Origin of the sequence: Sulfurimonas sp. NW7, assembly GCF_051132265.1 — a bacterium.
GTDB lineage: Bacteria > Campylobacterota > Campylobacteria > Campylobacterales > Sulfurimonadaceae > Sulfurimonas > Sulfurimonas hydrogeniphila.
This window is the reverse complement of the sequence record NZ_CP093235.1, coordinates 608,531-624,866: the sequence shown is the minus strand read 5'-3', so window position 1 is coordinate 624,866 and position 16,336 is coordinate 608,531. Positions and strand designations below refer to the sequence as shown.

Annotated in this window: 16 protein-coding genes; 9 read left to right on the top strand and 7 right to left on the bottom strand. The window is 38.0% G+C overall.

From position 1 onward, the window contains the following. Positions 1-32: 32 nt before the first annotated feature. From MLC35_RS03375 to MLC35_RS03365, 3 genes are all read right to left on the bottom strand, one after another. Positions 33-374 carry a hypothetical protein gene (locus tag MLC35_RS03375; protein WP_151900838.1) on the bottom strand — a complete coding sequence of 114 codons (342 nt, stop codon included), beginning with the start codon at positions 372-374 and terminating at the stop codon, positions 33-35. Positions 375-445: 71 nt separating this feature from the next. Beyond that, positions 446-1,804: a phosphomannomutase/phosphoglucomutase gene (locus tag MLC35_RS03370; protein ID WP_346389521.1), complete on the bottom strand. Its 1,359-nt coding sequence runs from the start codon at positions 1,802-1,804 to the stop codon at positions 446-448. 67 nt (positions 1,805-1,871) lie between these two features. Continuing rightward, the gene (locus tag MLC35_RS03365) at positions 1,872-2,186 is read right to left on the bottom strand and encodes a hypothetical protein (protein ID WP_434637813.1); all 315 of its coding nucleotides are present in this window, start codon (positions 2,184-2,186) and stop codon (positions 1,872-1,874) included. Between the two features lie 287 nt (positions 2,187-2,473). Here MLC35_RS03365 and MLC35_RS03360 point away from each other — a divergent pair, with 287 nt between their 5' ends. After that, positions 2,474-2,692, top strand: coding sequence for a cold-shock protein (locus MLC35_RS03360; RefSeq protein ID WP_151900841.1), 219 nt, complete (start codon positions 2,474-2,476; stop codon positions 2,690-2,692). A 51-nt stretch (positions 2,693-2,743) separates the two neighbouring features. Here MLC35_RS03360 and MLC35_RS03355 read toward each other — a convergent pair whose 3' ends face one another. After that, positions 2,744-3,778 carry an acetate/propionate family kinase gene (locus MLC35_RS03355; protein WP_151900842.1) on the bottom strand — a complete coding sequence of 345 codons (1,035 nt, stop codon included), beginning with the start codon at positions 3,776-3,778 and terminating at the stop codon, positions 2,744-2,746. Next, a complete protein-coding gene (pta, locus tag MLC35_RS03350) occupies positions 3,775-5,859 on the bottom strand; it encodes a phosphate acetyltransferase (RefSeq protein WP_418641125.1) in 2,085 nt (694 codons plus the stop codon). Before pta ends, MLC35_RS03355 begins: the two co-directional genes overlap by 4 nt. A gap of 160 nt (positions 5,860-6,019) precedes the next feature. Between pta and MLC35_RS03345 the strand changes: the two genes are divergently transcribed. Continuing rightward, entirely contained in the window at positions 6,020-6,364 is a 345-nt protein-coding gene (locus MLC35_RS03345) for a YchJ family protein (protein WP_434581293.1), read from the top strand. A 70-nt stretch (positions 6,365-6,434) separates the two neighbouring features. On the opposite strand, the gene MLC35_RS03340 is transcribed toward MLC35_RS03345, so the two are convergent. After that, a complete protein-coding gene (locus tag MLC35_RS03340; RefSeq protein ID WP_346389490.1) occupies positions 6,435-6,800 on the bottom strand; it encodes a GNAT family N-acetyltransferase in 366 nt (121 codons plus the stop codon). 117 nt (positions 6,801-6,917) lie between these two features. On the opposite strand from MLC35_RS03340, the gene MLC35_RS03335 reads away from it, so the two are divergent. The 7 genes from MLC35_RS03335 to MLC35_RS03305 are packed head-to-tail and all read left to right on the top strand — an operon-like array spanning position 6,918 to position 14,957. Further along, positions 6,918-8,690: a hypothetical protein gene (locus MLC35_RS03335; protein WP_346389489.1), complete on the top strand. Its 1,773-nt coding sequence runs from the start codon at positions 6,918-6,920 to the stop codon at positions 8,688-8,690. Then, a complete protein-coding gene (locus MLC35_RS03330; RefSeq protein WP_434637810.1) occupies positions 8,680-10,632 on the top strand; it encodes an ATP-binding protein in 1,953 nt (650 codons plus the stop codon). The genes MLC35_RS03335 and MLC35_RS03330 overlap by 11 nt, the downstream gene beginning before the upstream one ends. Further along, positions 10,625-11,896, top strand: coding sequence for a diguanylate cyclase (locus MLC35_RS03325; RefSeq protein WP_434637808.1), 1,272 nt, complete (start codon positions 10,625-10,627; stop codon positions 11,894-11,896). The genes MLC35_RS03330 and MLC35_RS03325 overlap by 8 nt, the downstream gene beginning before the upstream one ends. Before the next feature lie 47 nt (positions 11,897-11,943). Then, positions 11,944-13,551: an ABC-F family ATP-binding cassette domain-containing protein gene (locus MLC35_RS03320; protein WP_151900849.1), complete on the top strand. Its 1,608-nt coding sequence runs from the start codon at positions 11,944-11,946 to the stop codon at positions 13,549-13,551. A 2-nt stretch (positions 13,552-13,553) separates the two neighbouring features. Beyond that, the gene (locus tag MLC35_RS03315) at positions 13,554-14,402 is read left to right on the top strand and encodes a DUF5718 family protein (RefSeq protein ID WP_434637806.1); all 849 of its coding nucleotides are present in this window, start codon (positions 13,554-13,556) and stop codon (positions 14,400-14,402) included. Next, positions 14,402-14,617: a DUF1653 domain-containing protein gene (locus tag MLC35_RS03310; protein ID WP_151900851.1), complete on the top strand. Its 216-nt coding sequence runs from the start codon at positions 14,402-14,404 to the stop codon at positions 14,615-14,617. The genes MLC35_RS03315 and MLC35_RS03310 overlap by 1 nt, the downstream gene beginning before the upstream one ends. Further along, entirely contained in the window at positions 14,610-14,957 is a 348-nt protein-coding gene (locus MLC35_RS03305; protein WP_434637804.1) for a translation initiation factor, read from the top strand. The genes MLC35_RS03310 and MLC35_RS03305 overlap by 8 nt, the downstream gene beginning before the upstream one ends. Here MLC35_RS03305 and MLC35_RS03300 read toward each other — a convergent pair. Next, a complete protein-coding gene (locus tag MLC35_RS03300) occupies positions 14,954-16,189 on the bottom strand; it encodes a diguanylate cyclase (protein WP_434581283.1) in 1,236 nt (411 codons plus the stop codon). The two genes, MLC35_RS03305 and MLC35_RS03300, sit on opposite strands and share 4 nt — an antisense overlap. Positions 16,190-16,336: the final 147 nt, after the last annotated feature.

The window sequence follows — 16,336 nt, the reverse complement described above, 5'->3', positions numbered from 1 at the left end:
TTATCAATGAAAACATTATAACAAATTCGTTGTTAAATGCCCCATAAATATATATCGGCAAACCAAAGAAGCATACCTATAGGTGCCAAAAACCTATATAAATGACTGAGCTTGACAAAAGGTTTTCCTTCTATAAAAACACCTACCTGGACAGCAGAAACCATGAGTGAAGCAAGAATAAGAAAAAGATAAGCGGCAAGTAAAACTGTGTACCATGTTTTATGGGTAAAACCATACACAAGCAAAGCCACGATAGCAATAAAAACAAGAGTGTTTTGAATATTCATATTGAGATTGGATTTTTCTTCTTTTTTGTAAACGCGGGCAATTTTAAAGTAAAGAAAAGCAAGAAAAAGCATTGTATAGTAAAGCATTGGCAAAACTCCGTATTTTTTACAGGAATTCTACCTAATTAAGATTAACTAATCTTTATTATACATATAAATTATAAACTTTCTTTTGCCTGGGCTATTAAATCATTGATTGCATTTTCATAGCGTTTGGCTTCCTCTTTGTCTGTTGATTCAAATCGCGTCACTAAAACCGGTGTTGTGTTACTCGCCCGTACAAGCCCCCAGCCTTTTTCAAAGTTGATGCGTACACCGTCCACGTCTATCATATCTTTTATAACAGGAAAATCGGCAGGCGGATTTTTAAGCAGTTCTTTTACTTTTTCTATGATTTTAAATTTCTGTGCTTCTGTTGTCTCTACTTTAATTTCTTCGGTAGAATAGACTTGCGGGAGTCTGGCAAGTTCTGCATCTAAATCTATCCCCTCATGTACCAGTTCCAACATTCTGAGTGTTGCATAAATCGCATCATCATAACCAAAATAACGGTTTTTAAAAAAGACATGCCCGCTCACCTCACATGCCAAATCAGCATTGATTTCTTTCATTTTCACTTTGAGGTTTGAATGTCCTGTTTTATACATCACGGCCTTGGCACCACGACGCTCCAACTCATCATACATCACCTGTGAGCATTTCACTTCTCCTACAACGGTCGGCTTGTCCATCTTCATGGCATATAAAAGTGCCATCATATCGCCTTTGATGTTGTTCTTATGCGTAAGCACCGCTATACGGTCTGCATCCCCGTCATACGCAAAAGCAATATCCCCCTCTTTTTCAAGCAGGGCTTTGACATCTTTGAGATTTTCCTCTACCGAAGGATCAGGATGATGGTTTGGAAAAGTTCCGTCAGGCTCTACATATATTCCCTTTACATGTAATGCGAGTTTTTCAAAGATTTCAGGCAGCACAACACCTGCTACACCATTGCCGCAATCATAGACAATCTTTGTTTGCAACCCTTTAAGGTGTTGAAATTCATTGACCATAAAGTCTATATAACGCTCTTTCGCCTTGATTTTACTTACATCTCTTGGTACTTTTGGCGGCATTTGCATCGTCTCGCACTCACGCCCAAGCGCATAAATATCTTCCCCAAAAAAAGGCGCTTTGTCTACCGTAATCTTAAAACCGTTGTATTCACTCGGATTATGCGAACCTGTTATCATAACAGAAGCCGAAGGCACAATGCCATCCCACTCCTGATAATTTGTGAAGTAGTTTACCGGTGTCGGCACAAGCCCCATGTCAAGAACTTTTTTCCCGCCTGCATTGAGCCCTGCCACCAGATACTCAAAAAGAATCGGCGAGTGGCTTCTGGCATCATATCCCACTGCCACATATTCGCCCTCTATTTTAGATGCAAGCCCATAGCCTATTTTTGTGACACTCTCTTTATTTAGCTCTTTTTCATATATTCCGCGTATGTCATATTCTCTGTAAATGCTCAATTGTCCAGCCTTGTAAAATTATTACAGAGATTCTACATAAATATTTATTAAATATTACTTTTTGTGTTTATACTTTTATGTCAAGCTTTTGAAAATCTGCCTTTTCAAACATCTTTTTAAGCATACGTTCGCCTTCTTCTTTTGACAACTCAGCTATTGATTTTTTACCGTCATAGCCTACACTTTGCAAAAAGCTTTGAAAATCCTGAAAATTGGAAATCAGTTTATTTATTGTCTCATCTACACCGTTTGGCTTTTTGTTTACATGTAAGGCTATCTCTTTCATATTTTGCGCTATCTCTTTTTTAATTGCTTTGACATCATCAGCAGAGAGTTTTTTTGTGTATAAATTTTTAATTGCACTGTTTGAAGATATGTCCATAAATATTGCCTTCTCAATGATTTTTTTCGGAATCGGTACTTTAGTGCCGACTGGTTGTTATAGAACTTTATGTATTACTATCGGTTTTATGCACAAAATCTTAACTTCGTACAAAGAATTTATTTAAATTTACATATTTTCTTGGTAATTTAAAAAAAAGCTGATATACTGTTGCCAAGTGAAAGATGAGGCGTGAATTCATCTTTAGTGTGTTTTTTGATCTATGTGTTAAAACCTCCTAAAGACTCTCCCAATTTTTTGACAAAATAAATATACAAGGCTAGACAATGGCAGAATTACAAGACGGTAAAGTTAAATGGTTTAACGACGAAAAAGGTTATGGTTTCATAGAACAAGACAATGGTGGAAAAGATGTATTCGTACATTTCCGTCAAGTGAACAACAACGGTGGTGGACGTGTTTCACTTGAAGAAGGTCAAAGAGTAACTTTCGAAGTTGGTGAAGGTCAAAAAGGCCCACAGGCTGAGAACGTAACTCCTCTTTAGTAGTTAACCTCACACCCCTTTTATGCAGGCTTTTATGCCTGTATGATTTTTCTATCTTTTTAAAACTTCCAAACACTCGTTTACTATTTGCAACTCTTCATCTGTTTTTATCACTAATGATTTTATATTTTTAAGTATTTTATTATTCATAACCGCTTCTCGAACATATGCAGAATTTTCGCCTATACCGCCGCTGAATATTATGGCATCCACATCCTCAAGCAACACCATATACGCACCTATATACTTTTGAATCCGTCGCACCATAATGTCGAGTGCCAGTTTTGCCGCATCATCTTTGCGGTTTTGTATCTTTCGTACATCATTTTCGCCGCACAAACCAAGCAGTCCTGACTTTTTATTGAGCATTTCATCTATTTCATTCGGCTTTACATGTAAAGACTCTTGCAGATATAAAACAATAGCCGGGTCAATGTCACCGCTCCTTGTTCCCATCACAAGCCCTTCAAGCGGAGTAAATCCCATAGAAGTATCGCAGCTTTTCCCGTTTTTAACAGCACAGGCACTTGCTCCGTTTCCAAGATGCAAGCTTATAATATTTGTATCTTCTGCTTTTTTCCCAAGCAATAATGCCGCTTGTTGCAGTAAATAGGCATGAGACGTCCCGTGAAAACCATAACGGCGGATTTGATGTTTTTCATACAGCTCATGGGGAAGTGCATATAAAAATGCCTCTTTTTTCAGTGTTGCATGAAAAGCCGTATCAAAAACAGCTATTTGGGGGATGTTTGGCGCATAGTGACGAACGACTTTTATACCTTCAAGATTTGCCGGATTATGCAAAGGTGCCAAAGGAATTAAATCACTTATAGCCTGCATAACCTCATCATCTATAAGAACAGAAGCTCTAAACTGCTCACCGCCGTGAACTACTCTGTGCCCTACTGCATCAATCTCTGCAAAGTTTACATGTAAAGACTCTATCGCCTCAAAATGGTTTGCTACAGGCGAATTTGGCTCGCCTATATGTTCTACAAGTTCGCTTTGCAAAATTTTTGCACCCGGCATTGCAAAAAGTTTGAATTTTAAAGAAGAACTTCCGGCATTGATTACTGCAACTCTCATTGGTTTTCCCCCGCTTGAATAGCCGTAATAGCTACGGTATTGACAATATCCTCCACCAGACAGCCTCGGCTCAAATCATTTACCGGCTTGTTGAGTCCCTGCAAAACCGGTCCTATGGCAATCGCTCCGCTTGAGCGTTGTACGGCTTTATAGGTATTGTTGCCTGTGTTTAAATCAGGAAATACAAATACCGTCGCCTTCCCTGCCACTTTTGAGTTCGGCAGTTTGATTTTTGCCACCTCTTTGTCAATTGCCGCATCATACTGAATAGGCCCTTCTACAAGTAAATCCGGTCGCTTTTGGCGTACAATTTTTGTGGCAGTTCTTACTTTGTCAACATCAGAGCCGTGCCCGCTCTCTCCCGTCGAGTATGAAAGCATGGCAATTTTTGGCTCAATACCGAACATTTTTGCACTTTGCGCCGATGCAATGGCGATTTCTGCGAGCGTTTGCGCGTCCGGGTCCTGATTGATTGCACAGTCACCGTACACAAGCACCTTTGTTTTGAGACACATAAAAAAGACACTTGAAACAACAGAAAATTCCGGTTTTGTTTTTATAATCTGCAAAGCGGGACGAATGGTATCTGCCGTTGCATGAATAGCACCACTGACCATACCGTCGGCATAACCGAGTTGTACCATCATTGTGGCAAAATAGTTCACATGCAACATTGCATCTTTGGCTGCCTCTTTTGTGATGCCCTTGTGTTTTCTCAGCTCGTAAAAAACATCCGTAAACTTTTCTATCAATGGGGATGAGAGATGATTGACTACAGTTGCCGCGGACAAATCAAGCCCCAAACGCAGATAACGCCCTTTGAGTTCTTCTTCATCACCTATAAAAATAATCTCTGCGACCCCTCTTCTTAAAATTATTTCTGCTGCCCTTAAAATGCGTTCATCACTTGATTCGGGCAACACGATTCTTTTTTTATTTTGCGATGCCATGTAAAAAAGTTTGTATTCAAACATCTGAGGTGTCATAATATCACTGTAGGCTGTTGCTATCTTTTCTTCTATGCTTTTTATATCCACACTGCTGTTAAAAAGTCCCAAAGCAAGTGCGATTTTTCTCTCAGAATGAGCACGCAGTCTTGAGTGCACTTTCATGACATCTCTTGCTGTTTCAAAAGTATCGGTATCGACACAGAGTATAGGCACTTTGAAGCTGTTTAGCCCTTCTATGAGCTTTTGAATATTTTTATTAAGCTTCATGCTAAAAGGAAAAATAATCGCAGCAATATTCGGATAACCTGAAGAGTGCAAGGCCCCAAAAAGCCCTAAAATAATGTCAGATCTGTCAGCGGGAACAATGACCAAATCTTCTTCTTCGATATGTTCTAAAAAATTATCGAGTGTCAATGCTGCAACTTTGACATTTCTTATCACTCTGGTATGGTCATAGCTCTCAAGCAGTATCTTTTTTGCGCCAAGCGTCTCTATCACATCTTCAATAGTAGGCAAGTTCAATTCCTCTACCTCTTTTAAAAGATAAATTGTATAAGGCACTTTTTCAAACATTTTTTGCAGCTGCTTGTACTTTTCATCATTGACACGGTTCACAAAAGTGGCAAAATGGGTACATCCCTCAGAAGTCAGATACTCATTTTCAATCAAAACATTTTCATATATCTCTTTTGTTGTGGCACTGTCGGCTTTAATGACGCTTATCACGGGTGCAGCAAAATTTTGGGCGATTTTGACATTTAAATCATAACTGATGGTCGAGGTTAAAAAAGAACGCCGAATCCCTTCACACAGTACAAAATCATACTCACGTTCAAGCTTTTTGAATTTGTCTATAAGACGGGTTATCAGAAGATTGTCCTCTTTTTTAGAAATCATCTCTTCGACTTCTTTAATGTCAAAACCATAACATGCTGCATAGTCTATATCGAGATTATAACGCTGCAAAATAAAGTCTATATCACCGTCACGTATGTTTTTGTCAAAGATTATCGGGCGAAAAAAAGCGACACGATGCAGTTTACGCTTGAGTATTTCCATCATGCCCATAGAGACAAAAAGTGTCCCTGCATTTTTTTCCTGTGCGGCAATATAGAGTGATTTTATTTTCATGTTTTTACCTTTTTGCTTACGAACAAGATTATAAGCTTTCAGTCTGGGTTCCGTTGTGTCTCGGAATCGGTACTTCAGTGCCGACTATCAAGGCTATAAAAGTCTGAGTTCTGAAATGGTTCAATATACAGTATAATTCTATCTAAAAAACGGAACTTTTATGACACCAAAAGAGTTAATGATAAGCAGATATGAGGCATTTGTAAAAAAAGACTGGGAATATTTGGCACACACTTCTGTTTCACAGACAGTTGAAGATTTGCGACATACGCCTGCATTAGAGTGGCTGAGGCTTGATGTGTTACATGTAACGGCAGATACGGTCGAGTTTAAAGCCTATTACAAAGAAAACGATACCTTACATGTACTGCATGAAAAAAGTTTTTTTGTGCAGGAAGATGGCCAATGGAAATATAAAGACGGAACACTTTACAACTCCAAAATAGAGCGAAATATCAGCTGTCCCTGCGGAAGTGGCAAAAAATACAAAAAGTGCTGTGGCTGAATATTTGTTTGTTATGCAGGTTTTACACAGTTAAGACACAAAGTCGGCACTGCAGAAAAAAACTAAATTTTTACACTTGAATAACATTTTTTCCTTGCCATTTGAAGGAGAGTACAAGTTTTTCGCAGGCGGCAGTTTTGGCATAATCCTGCAGATACTCCAGCATCATTTTTGCATAACCTTTTTCACGATATTTTTCATCCGTGACCAAATCAAAAACATAGAGATGTCTTTTATGGCAGAGGCTTGTCTGCACCGCTGCACCTCCGTAGCATACCAGTTCACCGCGTTCCAGAATACCGAACATCTTATATTCCATGTGTCGCATATCGTATATAAGGTCTTCAAATTCATCGTAGCTCAGCTCTGTGTAAAGCTGTTTTACCAGGTCATACACGGGATAAAGTTCTTTGAGTGTCATTTCTCTTATTTGCATAATGTTATTGTAGCACATAATAAGAAGCTAAAGAAACCCGTACTTTTAATGCTCAAATGTGTATTTAAGAAAGTACAAAAGTTTTCTGTTCTATAATGAAAAGAAAACGGGAAGAATATGAAATTTATACAGCTTTTTTTACTCTTTGGGATATTTTTATACGCTTCGGTAAAAACACCTTCTGATGTCTATTCTCAGTCTATTGTCCTCAAACAGATGGTTGAAGAACTGCGCAAAGAAAACGGCATCACAAAACCACTTAAAGAGGTTGAACAGCAACATAACAAACTGCCGCGGCATGTTATTCAAAAAACACTTGAGGTGTTGACAAAAGTAAACAAATACAGAGAAATACACAACTTTGGTCCTATTGCCATTCCGCCTGTTCCTCCAAGAAAAATTACCCCGCAGGATGTATATAACAATGTCATACGACTAAAAGAAGAGATTCACTACCTGCTCAAAAACCAAAAAAAGTACTTTGCTTACAAACAGTACAAAGACAAAACACCGAGTGATGTTTACCAAGTACTCTGGACAGTTTCTCTTGGTTTTGATGAGTTGCTGGGACAGGGATTTACCCCAAGTGATGTTTATATCCAGTCACAGCAGATTCTTGAGCGTATTGAATTTTTACGCTCTTCACAAAGAGAGTACAGTGATGTAAAAATGCCGCCAAAACGACCAAACCTTCATCCGAATCATGCACTCTATGCCTCAATAGATTTGATAAAAAAGATAAGTGAAGTTGAAAAAAAACTCTGGATGACGCCCGTACCTGTACCAAAAGCCAAGCACAAAGTCATCTCTCCCACAGAAGTATATGACTCTCTGCAAACCGTCAAAGCAGAGCTTAACAGACTCTCTCGCCGTTTGGGAATAGAAAGAAGCTTTCCACCAAAAAAACTCCAAACAAAAAAGACACCTTCGGATGTCGTCCAAAATCTTGAGTATGCAAAAGCACTTCTGCCTGCTTTTGATTTTTCTCATCCGCTCAATCAGTATCCACAAAAATCACTTACCAAAACACCTAATGAAGTTTATGCACTCAGCGAATATATTTTGCATAAAATTATGCGAATCAAAGAGAGAAGAGGCATCCAGCTCAAAGCAAAAAAAGTACCGTATGTCTATGGACTTGAGCCTATTTATGTCTATGTTAAGGGACTTGAAGATTTGGAAAAAACAGCAAAACTAAAATCACTCGAAGGATTTTACCCCTCACAAATCCCTGATGCACCAAATACAAAAATAACACCAAGTGAGGTATATGAACTCATTTTACGACTTGATGATGAAATCAACCTTGTTTACAATACAAAAAAATATAATTATAATTTTATCTCCTACAGAAACTACCTCGAGAAAAAAATATACCAGGACAAGACACCTTCTGATGTTTATAATCTCTTATGGAAAATATCGTATGAACTTGATACAATTTTAAACCAGGAGTATACTCCGAATGAGACCTATATTCTTGCTGTCAAACTCTACAAAAACATCCAGACTGTCAGTTATCATTTGACGCAAAAACAGATACTTGTTCCTTTGCTAAAGTATGAATCAAAAGCTCCCTCTGATGTCTTTATGCAAAGTCTGCAACTCATGCAGACACTTACAAAAATCAAAAAAAGAGGCAATCTCAACTCAGCAACACTTACTATTCCGCGTGACAAAATCATCACACCAAACTCTGTATATAATGCCTTGCGCCTCATCAGCGGGACTGTTTCAGAACTGCGCGTTTACTATAATATACAAGAGCATACAACTGCGCTCTCACAAAAAACACCAAAGAACAAAACACCTTCAGATGTTTTTAGTGTCTTAGAGGCAACAAACAAACTCGCACAACAAATTCTCAAAGACAGTACCTATGCGCATTAGTCTCTCAACAAAGGTTGCCATCGGCACTTTTATTATTGCCACGGTCGGAATACTTGTGATTGTCTTTTTATCTTTTTCTCTTATGATGCAGTATTCAAAAGAGAATTCCCTTGAACATCTCAACTTTGAGCTCAAACAAAACAAAGAAAGTATTCACAATGACATCCAACAGGTTATTTATGATGCAAAAGTTCTCTCAAAAAATGAAGATGTTGCAGCATATTCGCGGGCATTTTACAATCCTTACAATTATGATAAAAAAACAAACAGAACTTTAGAAGGAATAGAGTCTTCTCTTGAAAAAAACTTTATCGCTCTTTTATCGCACAACGATGCCTATTTCAACATCCGTCTTTTATATAAAACCGGTTGGGAACTCCTTGTCACATATAAAGACAAACAGGGAGTACATATTCAGAAAAAGAGTCTTTTGCAAGACAAAGCAGCAAAAAAATACTTTCAAGAAACAATAAAACTCCATCCGGAAGAGGTTTCTGTCTCAGATATAACACTCAATGAAGAGTATGGACAGCTTTCCTATCCGCTTACGCCGACTATTCGCATCTCTTTACCAATATATATTGACAAAAAACTCTTTGGTATGCTCATCATCAATGCAAATATCAATAAACTTTTTCGGGTGATTAAACAATATGATGACAAAAACAGCCCTAAAAACATCTATCTTGCAGACAAAAACAAATACTATATTTACAATAAGGACCAAAGCAAAACATTCGGATATGTGTTTGGGCACAAAGACTACAGGCTTGATTATGATTTTGATCTGAGTAAACAGAGTTATTATAAAGACGATATATTGTTTACCTATACAACACTTCACTATACAAAAGATAAATTCATATACATTGCACTGACATCTACAAGCAGTTTTTTACAAAAAGACTATGAAAATTTTATTCGCTCACTTGCTCTTTACAGTTTGTTAGTCTCCTTGCTTATTGCTTTGATCTCACTTATACTTGTCCGCCGGCTTATTACACCGCTCAGTAAAATCACCCAGGCTGCAAAAGCCATTGCCGATGATACGTCAAAAAACAACATTGACTTCAATACTATTCATACGCATGATGAAATCGAAGAGTTGGCAGACTCTCTGCAGATTATGCTTCAAAAGTTAGAAGAGTCAAAAAAAGATGTCGAGAAAAAAGTCAAAGAACGCACAGAAGAACTTAACAAACTCAATGAAACACTCGAACAACTGGTGAAAGAAAAAACAAATGAAAATATCAAACAGCTTGAAACACTCCAACAGCAGAGTAAACTTGCCTCCATGGGAGAGATGATAGGCGCCATTGCCCATCAGTGGAGGCAACCGCTTAACGAGATAAGCATAGCCGTTCAAAATCTCAAATACGATTATGAAGACGGATTAATTACAAAAGAGTACCTTGATGACTTCATAAAATCAACAAAAAAAGTAATTCAGTTTATGTCCGATACCATTGACGATTTTAGAAATTTCTACCGGGTTGACAAAACACAGGAACGCTTCAGTGTAAAAGAAGCGGTACAAAGAGTTCTCTCTATTCAAACAGCGCAACTGCAAAACAACAATATCAAAGTTACGCTGCTTGGTGAAGATTTTGAAATAGTCGGGTACAAAAATGAACTGCAGCAGGTTATTTTAAACCTTATAAACAATGCAAAAGATGTTTTGCTTGAAAGAAATATCAGTGACGCTAAAATTACAATTATTTTAAAGAATCATACAGTAATAGTACGTGATAATGGTGGCGGAATCACTCCAGAGGTTATAGACAGGGTTTTTGAGCCCTACTTTACGACAAAAGAACAGGGCAAAGGAACAGGAATGGGTCTGTATATGTCTAAAATGATGATTGAAGAAAATATGAACGCAAAACTGAGCGTAAAAAACACCAGCGAAGGTGCAGAATTTAGGATAGACTTTGATGAGTAAGAATGATATTGCTATATTGTATGTGGAAGATGAAGTACATGTAAGAGAGATGCTCTCACGCTTTTTGCAGCGTTTTTGCACTAAGCTTTATATTGCAAAAGATGGAGAAGAGGGGCTGTCTTTGTACAAAAAGCACCATCCGGATATTGTTATTTCAGATATCCGTATGCCAAAAATGAGTGGACTCGAGATGGCTGAAGCCATCAAAAAAATCAATCCTTCCCAACTTATTATACTCATAACAGCCCACAATGACAGTGAATTTTTACACAAAGCCATTAACCTTGGAATAGACGGCTACATTCTCAAACCGGTAGATTTGGATGCTGTGAATGAAAAATTAAAAACTCTTATACAACGCATACAAAATGAAAGAGCGGCGCAGCAGCTCAAAGAGAGCGAAGAAAAGCTAAAACTTCTTTCACAGGCTGTGGAACAGATGCATGAAATGGTACAGATTACAGATGTTGACGGAAAAATCATTTATGTAAATCCTGCTGCAACCGAGAATACGCAATATGAAGAGAATGAACTTATAGGAAAAAGCAACCGTATACTCAAATCAGGAGAACATTCAAAAAAGTTTTATGGTAATTTATGGAAAACTGTTTTGGACGGGAAAACCTACCAGAATACTTTAATCAACAGAAGAAAAGACGGAAGTCTGTACTATGATGAAAAAATCATCTCTCCCATAAAAGACAAAGATGGAAAAGTGCGCTACTTTGTCTCCACAAGCCGTGATATAACACAACGGGTTGCCCTGGAAAAAGAACTTCAAAAACTTGCAACCAAAGATGCGCTTACAGGTCTGTATAATCGATATAAAATGTCAACACTTATAGAAGATGAAATAAAAAGAACAAAACGCTACGGTGAAGTTTTCAGCCTTCTTATGCTTGACATAGACAAATTTAAGAATGTCAATGACACCTATGGACATGATGTGGGCGATTATATTTTGCAGGAGTTGAGTCGTATTGTTTTGCAAACCATAAGAAAAACGGACAGTTTCGGACGATGGGGCGGTGAAGAGTTTATGCTGCTGGCCCCCCATACAAATACACAACAGGCTATGGAACTTGCCCAAAAAATACGTAAAAGTGTAGAAGAACATCCTTTTGAACATGTAGAAAAAATCACAGTAAGTATTGGCGTTACAGAGTACATAAACGGAGAAAAGGAAACATCACTCTTAAAACGCGTTGATCAGGCTTTATACGAGGCAAAAGCTTCCGGGCGCAACCAGGTAGTCTTTTTTTAACCATATTTTAGATATAATCGCGAAAAATATTAACTAGGCTAAACAATATGGTAACAGTACAAAACTTAACAATGCGCTTTGGAAACAGAGTGCTTTTTCAAGACATAAACTTAAAACTAGACCGTCACAAAAGATACGGTCTTATCGGAGCAAACGGAGCCGGTAAAACAACATTTTTGAAAATTCTTTCAGGTCAAATCAATGAATATGACGGGGAAGTCATCATTCCAAAACAAAACAAAGTCGGCGTTTTGGGACAAAACCAGTATGCTTATGAAGACTTTACAATTATGGATGCTGTTTTGTACGGAAACAGACGCTTGTATGATGCTATCAAAGAAAAAGAAGAAATTTATATGTCCGGTGATTTTGAAGACGATGCTGTCAACAACCGTCTTGCTGAACTTGAAACTATTTGTGTGGAAGAAGACCCGACCTATGAATACGATGTAAACATTGCAAAAATTCTGGAAAATGTCGGAATTGCGGCTGAAAAGCACAATGAACTGATGAGCACACTTGACTCTGCTGACAAATTCAAAGTTCTTTTGGCGCAGGTTTTATATCCAAAGCCTGATGTATTGTTTTTGGATGAACCGACCAACAACCTTGATATTGAAACAATCAGTTGGCTTGAAAACGAACTCAAAAGACATGAGGGAACGATGGTTGTCATCTCGCATGACAGACATTTTCTCAATGCAGTAGTCACAAACATTCTTGATGTTGATTACCAGAAAATCCGAGAGTTTACCGGCACCTATGACGACTGGTATATTGCGGCGAATGTCATGGCAAAACAGATGGAACTCGACAATGCAAAAAAGCTCAAAGAAAAAGAGCAACTAGAAGCTTTTGTTCGTCGATTCAGCGCCAATGCATCAAAAGCAAAACAGGCAACTTCAAGACAAAAACAGCTTGAAAAATTAAATATAGAAGAGATTAAACCGTCATCCCGCCGTGATCCTTCTATCGTTTTCAAACCAAAAAGAGTCATGGGAGATGAAGCCTTAAATGTTGAGCATATCTGTCATTCATACGGAGACAATGAAGTCTTAAAAGATGTTACTTTTAAAGTAAATCCGGGTGAAAAAATCGCCATTATCGGCGGCAACGGTGTAGGAAAAACAACACTTGTAAAAATAATTATGGAAGAGCTCAAACCAAGCTGTGGCGGTACTGTAACCTGGGGAGCAACAATTGAATCTTCCTATTTTCCACAGGATACAGCGGACATTATCAAAGGCGACGGCACACTTTATGACTGGCTGCGTGCCTTTGATCCCAAACGGGAAATATCAGAAATCAGAAACTGTCTCGGAAGAATGCTTTTTAACGGAGAGCAGCAGGAGAAAAATGTCGAAGCGATTTCGGGGGGAGAAAAACACCGAATGATGCTTAGCAAGATGATGCTTGAGGGTGGTAACTTCCTGGTGCTTGATGAACCGACCAACCACCTTGATCTTGAAGCGATTGTTGCCCTTGGTGAAGCACTGCATGAGTTTAAGGGCAATGTTATCTGTGTCTCGCATGACCGTGAACTTCTTGACGCTTTTGCCACACGCATCATAGAACTGCATGATGATCATACCTATACCGACTTTCAGGGAAGCTATGAAGAGTTTGCTGCTGCCAAAGAAGCCGGAACACTCTGAAAATGAAAAAATACGAAGAGTATTTGGGTCTTGGAATCGCCGGCAATTTTGCCCTGCACCTTGCCCAGGCCGGAGAACTTGAAGAGTTCAAAAATATTGCAACAGAGGATGAGGCCGCGCCAAAAGGGCTTTTCCCTTTCTACCTGCCCTGTGAAAAAAAGAAAGAGACTTCTCGTCCGCGTGAGATACTTTTCACCTATCCGCTTTCTTCTGCACTGATACAACTGCCAAAAGAAGATGTCAATGTCCAGGCAGAACCCGAAGTAGGACTTTTGTGTGAACTGACCTATCAAAACGGACAAATCACGGCTATTGAACCAAAATATTTCGGTGCATATAACGACTGCTCTATTCGTGTCAGCGGTGCCAAAAAAATCAGTGACAAAAAAAACTGGGGACAAAACTCCAAGGGATTTGCTTCGCAACTCATTTCAATTGACAAATTTGAAAAGGGCGGCGTAATGGATGACTTCAGCATCTGCAGTTTTTTACGTCGCAATGATGCCTTGCATCCCTATGGCGAAAATGTAGCACTTAGCGGTTACAGCTACTTTTATGAAAAACTCACACAATGGATATGCAAACAGATAAATACCCAAAAAGATTTTGGACCGCTCGAAGATTTAAAAAGTTATACAGTTACATGTAACTACCCCAAAAAAGCGCTTATCAGCATAGGGGCTACACGATATACGCCCTATGGAGAAACTACTTTTTTACAAAAAGGGGATGAAATATTTGTTGTTCTTTATAATCACAAAACTTACTCCCTGCGCGATGTCACAGATACGCTTCATGATAAGAATTACACACAAGAACAGATGAGTATTTTGGCACAGAGCGTTTGCTGATGAAAACAGGTATTTATGAACACTACAAAGGCAAAAGGTATCAAGTGATTGATACCGTAAGGCACTCTGAAACAGAAGAGCTTATGGTTCTTTATCGCGCCCTGTATGGAGACGAAGGACTCTGGGTACGGCCTTACAGTATGTTTTTTGAAACTGTATCTGTCAATGGCTGTATGCAACCACGATTTCGCTATCTTGGAGAAAAAAATGAGTAGAGGGAAAAAACTCGATCTCTTTATCGGTGCGAGTATAGATGATGACAGCTGGGCTGAAGTTCATAATCCCGGCCCTCCAAAAACTTCAAACATTACGGAAGAACCCGCGAAACATTTTTTACTTTTTAAAAAAGAAAAACGCAGAGGCAAAACAGTTACACTGGTTGGAGAATTCCACAGACCAAAAAATGAACTGGCACTCCTCTTAAAATTACTGAAAAAAAAGCTTGGTTGCGGAGGCACTCTTAAAGAAAACTGGATGGAATTTCAGGGAGATATAAAAGAAAAGCTTCGCCCGCTTTTAACTGAAGAAAAATTTCGTTTCAAAAACGGACACTAGGCAATTTTTGCTTTTGAGGCATTGGATGTGATTATATACCTGTCTCTTCCGGCCTCTTTTGCTTCATAAAGCATTTCATCAGACCGTGAAATCAATACATCTTCATCCAGCGCTTCATCTGCTACACAACAAACGACTCCAATAGAGAGTGTAAGATACTCATGTACTTTTGAAGCTTCATGTTTTATTTCAAGGCCTCTTACAGCATTGCAGATTTCCCGGGCAATATTTGCACTGTTTGTCTCACTCGTATCACTCATAAGTACTCCAAACTCTTCACCGCCAAGTCTAAAAACATAGTCTCCCGGTCGTTTGAGTGTCTCTTTTAAAACTTTTGCAACACTTTTAAGTGCTTCATCTCCTGCCAGATGTCCATAAGTGTCATTATATTGTTTAAAATAGTCAATATCAAGCATCATAAATGTAATATAGGCTTTATTTCGTTTTGCACGTTTGACTTCTCTTTCATAAATAAAATTAAAATATCTTCTGTTGTGAAGATTTGTCAAAGAATCTGTATAAGAGGCATTTTCAAGCTTTTTATTGACAAGTTTAAGTTTCTTCGCTGCAATTTCAAGTCTTGTCTGATCTTTTTGAATACTCTCAAATACATAAAAAAGAATTATCAGCAGTCCCACAATAATAAGTCCGAGTGAAGTACCAATTTTTAGCAAAATTGAATCATAGGTATATAAAAACTTCTTTCTCTCATAATTCGCCATATTGACTTCATAATTGATCAGTTTTTCCAAAACATTATGAATTGTCTCAACTTTTTTTTCAAGTGTTGTTATTGATATATGCGCTAAATTTTTGGAAGCTTTCACGGCTTTTAGAACTTTGGAAAAATAATTATTGGCACGATTAATCTCCAAATCAGCATATTCGAGATAATACAATTCCTCTTCTGTCTTAAAATGAGACTTATAACTTTGCCATTTTTTATTGATATATTTTAAAGATGTGTCTATTTTAAAAGCTGCCTCACTGGGGCTGATTTCATCTCTACGCACCTTGTAAACAGTAGCTGCCAGATCGTAACTGTATGTTTTGACTATCTCATTTAATTCTGTTACAGGTATCAAAGAACCAAAGTACAAAGAATCCATATTTTTTTTCATTGCATTGACATAGTTTGTTCCTATGAAGCCAAGAGCGAACAGCCCGACAGTAATCAAAAGAAAAAGAAAAAAAAGCTTGCTTCTAAGTTTAAGTGCTTCGATAAACTGCATATATATCCTTCTTTGATACAAATAATTAAGCATATTTTGTACCATAATCTTTATAGATATTGCCATCCCGCACTGAAGTACCGACTGTTTTTTTCTTGTTCTTCCTCCTCTTATATGTTAAAATTCCAAACAAATTTAAAAACTGAC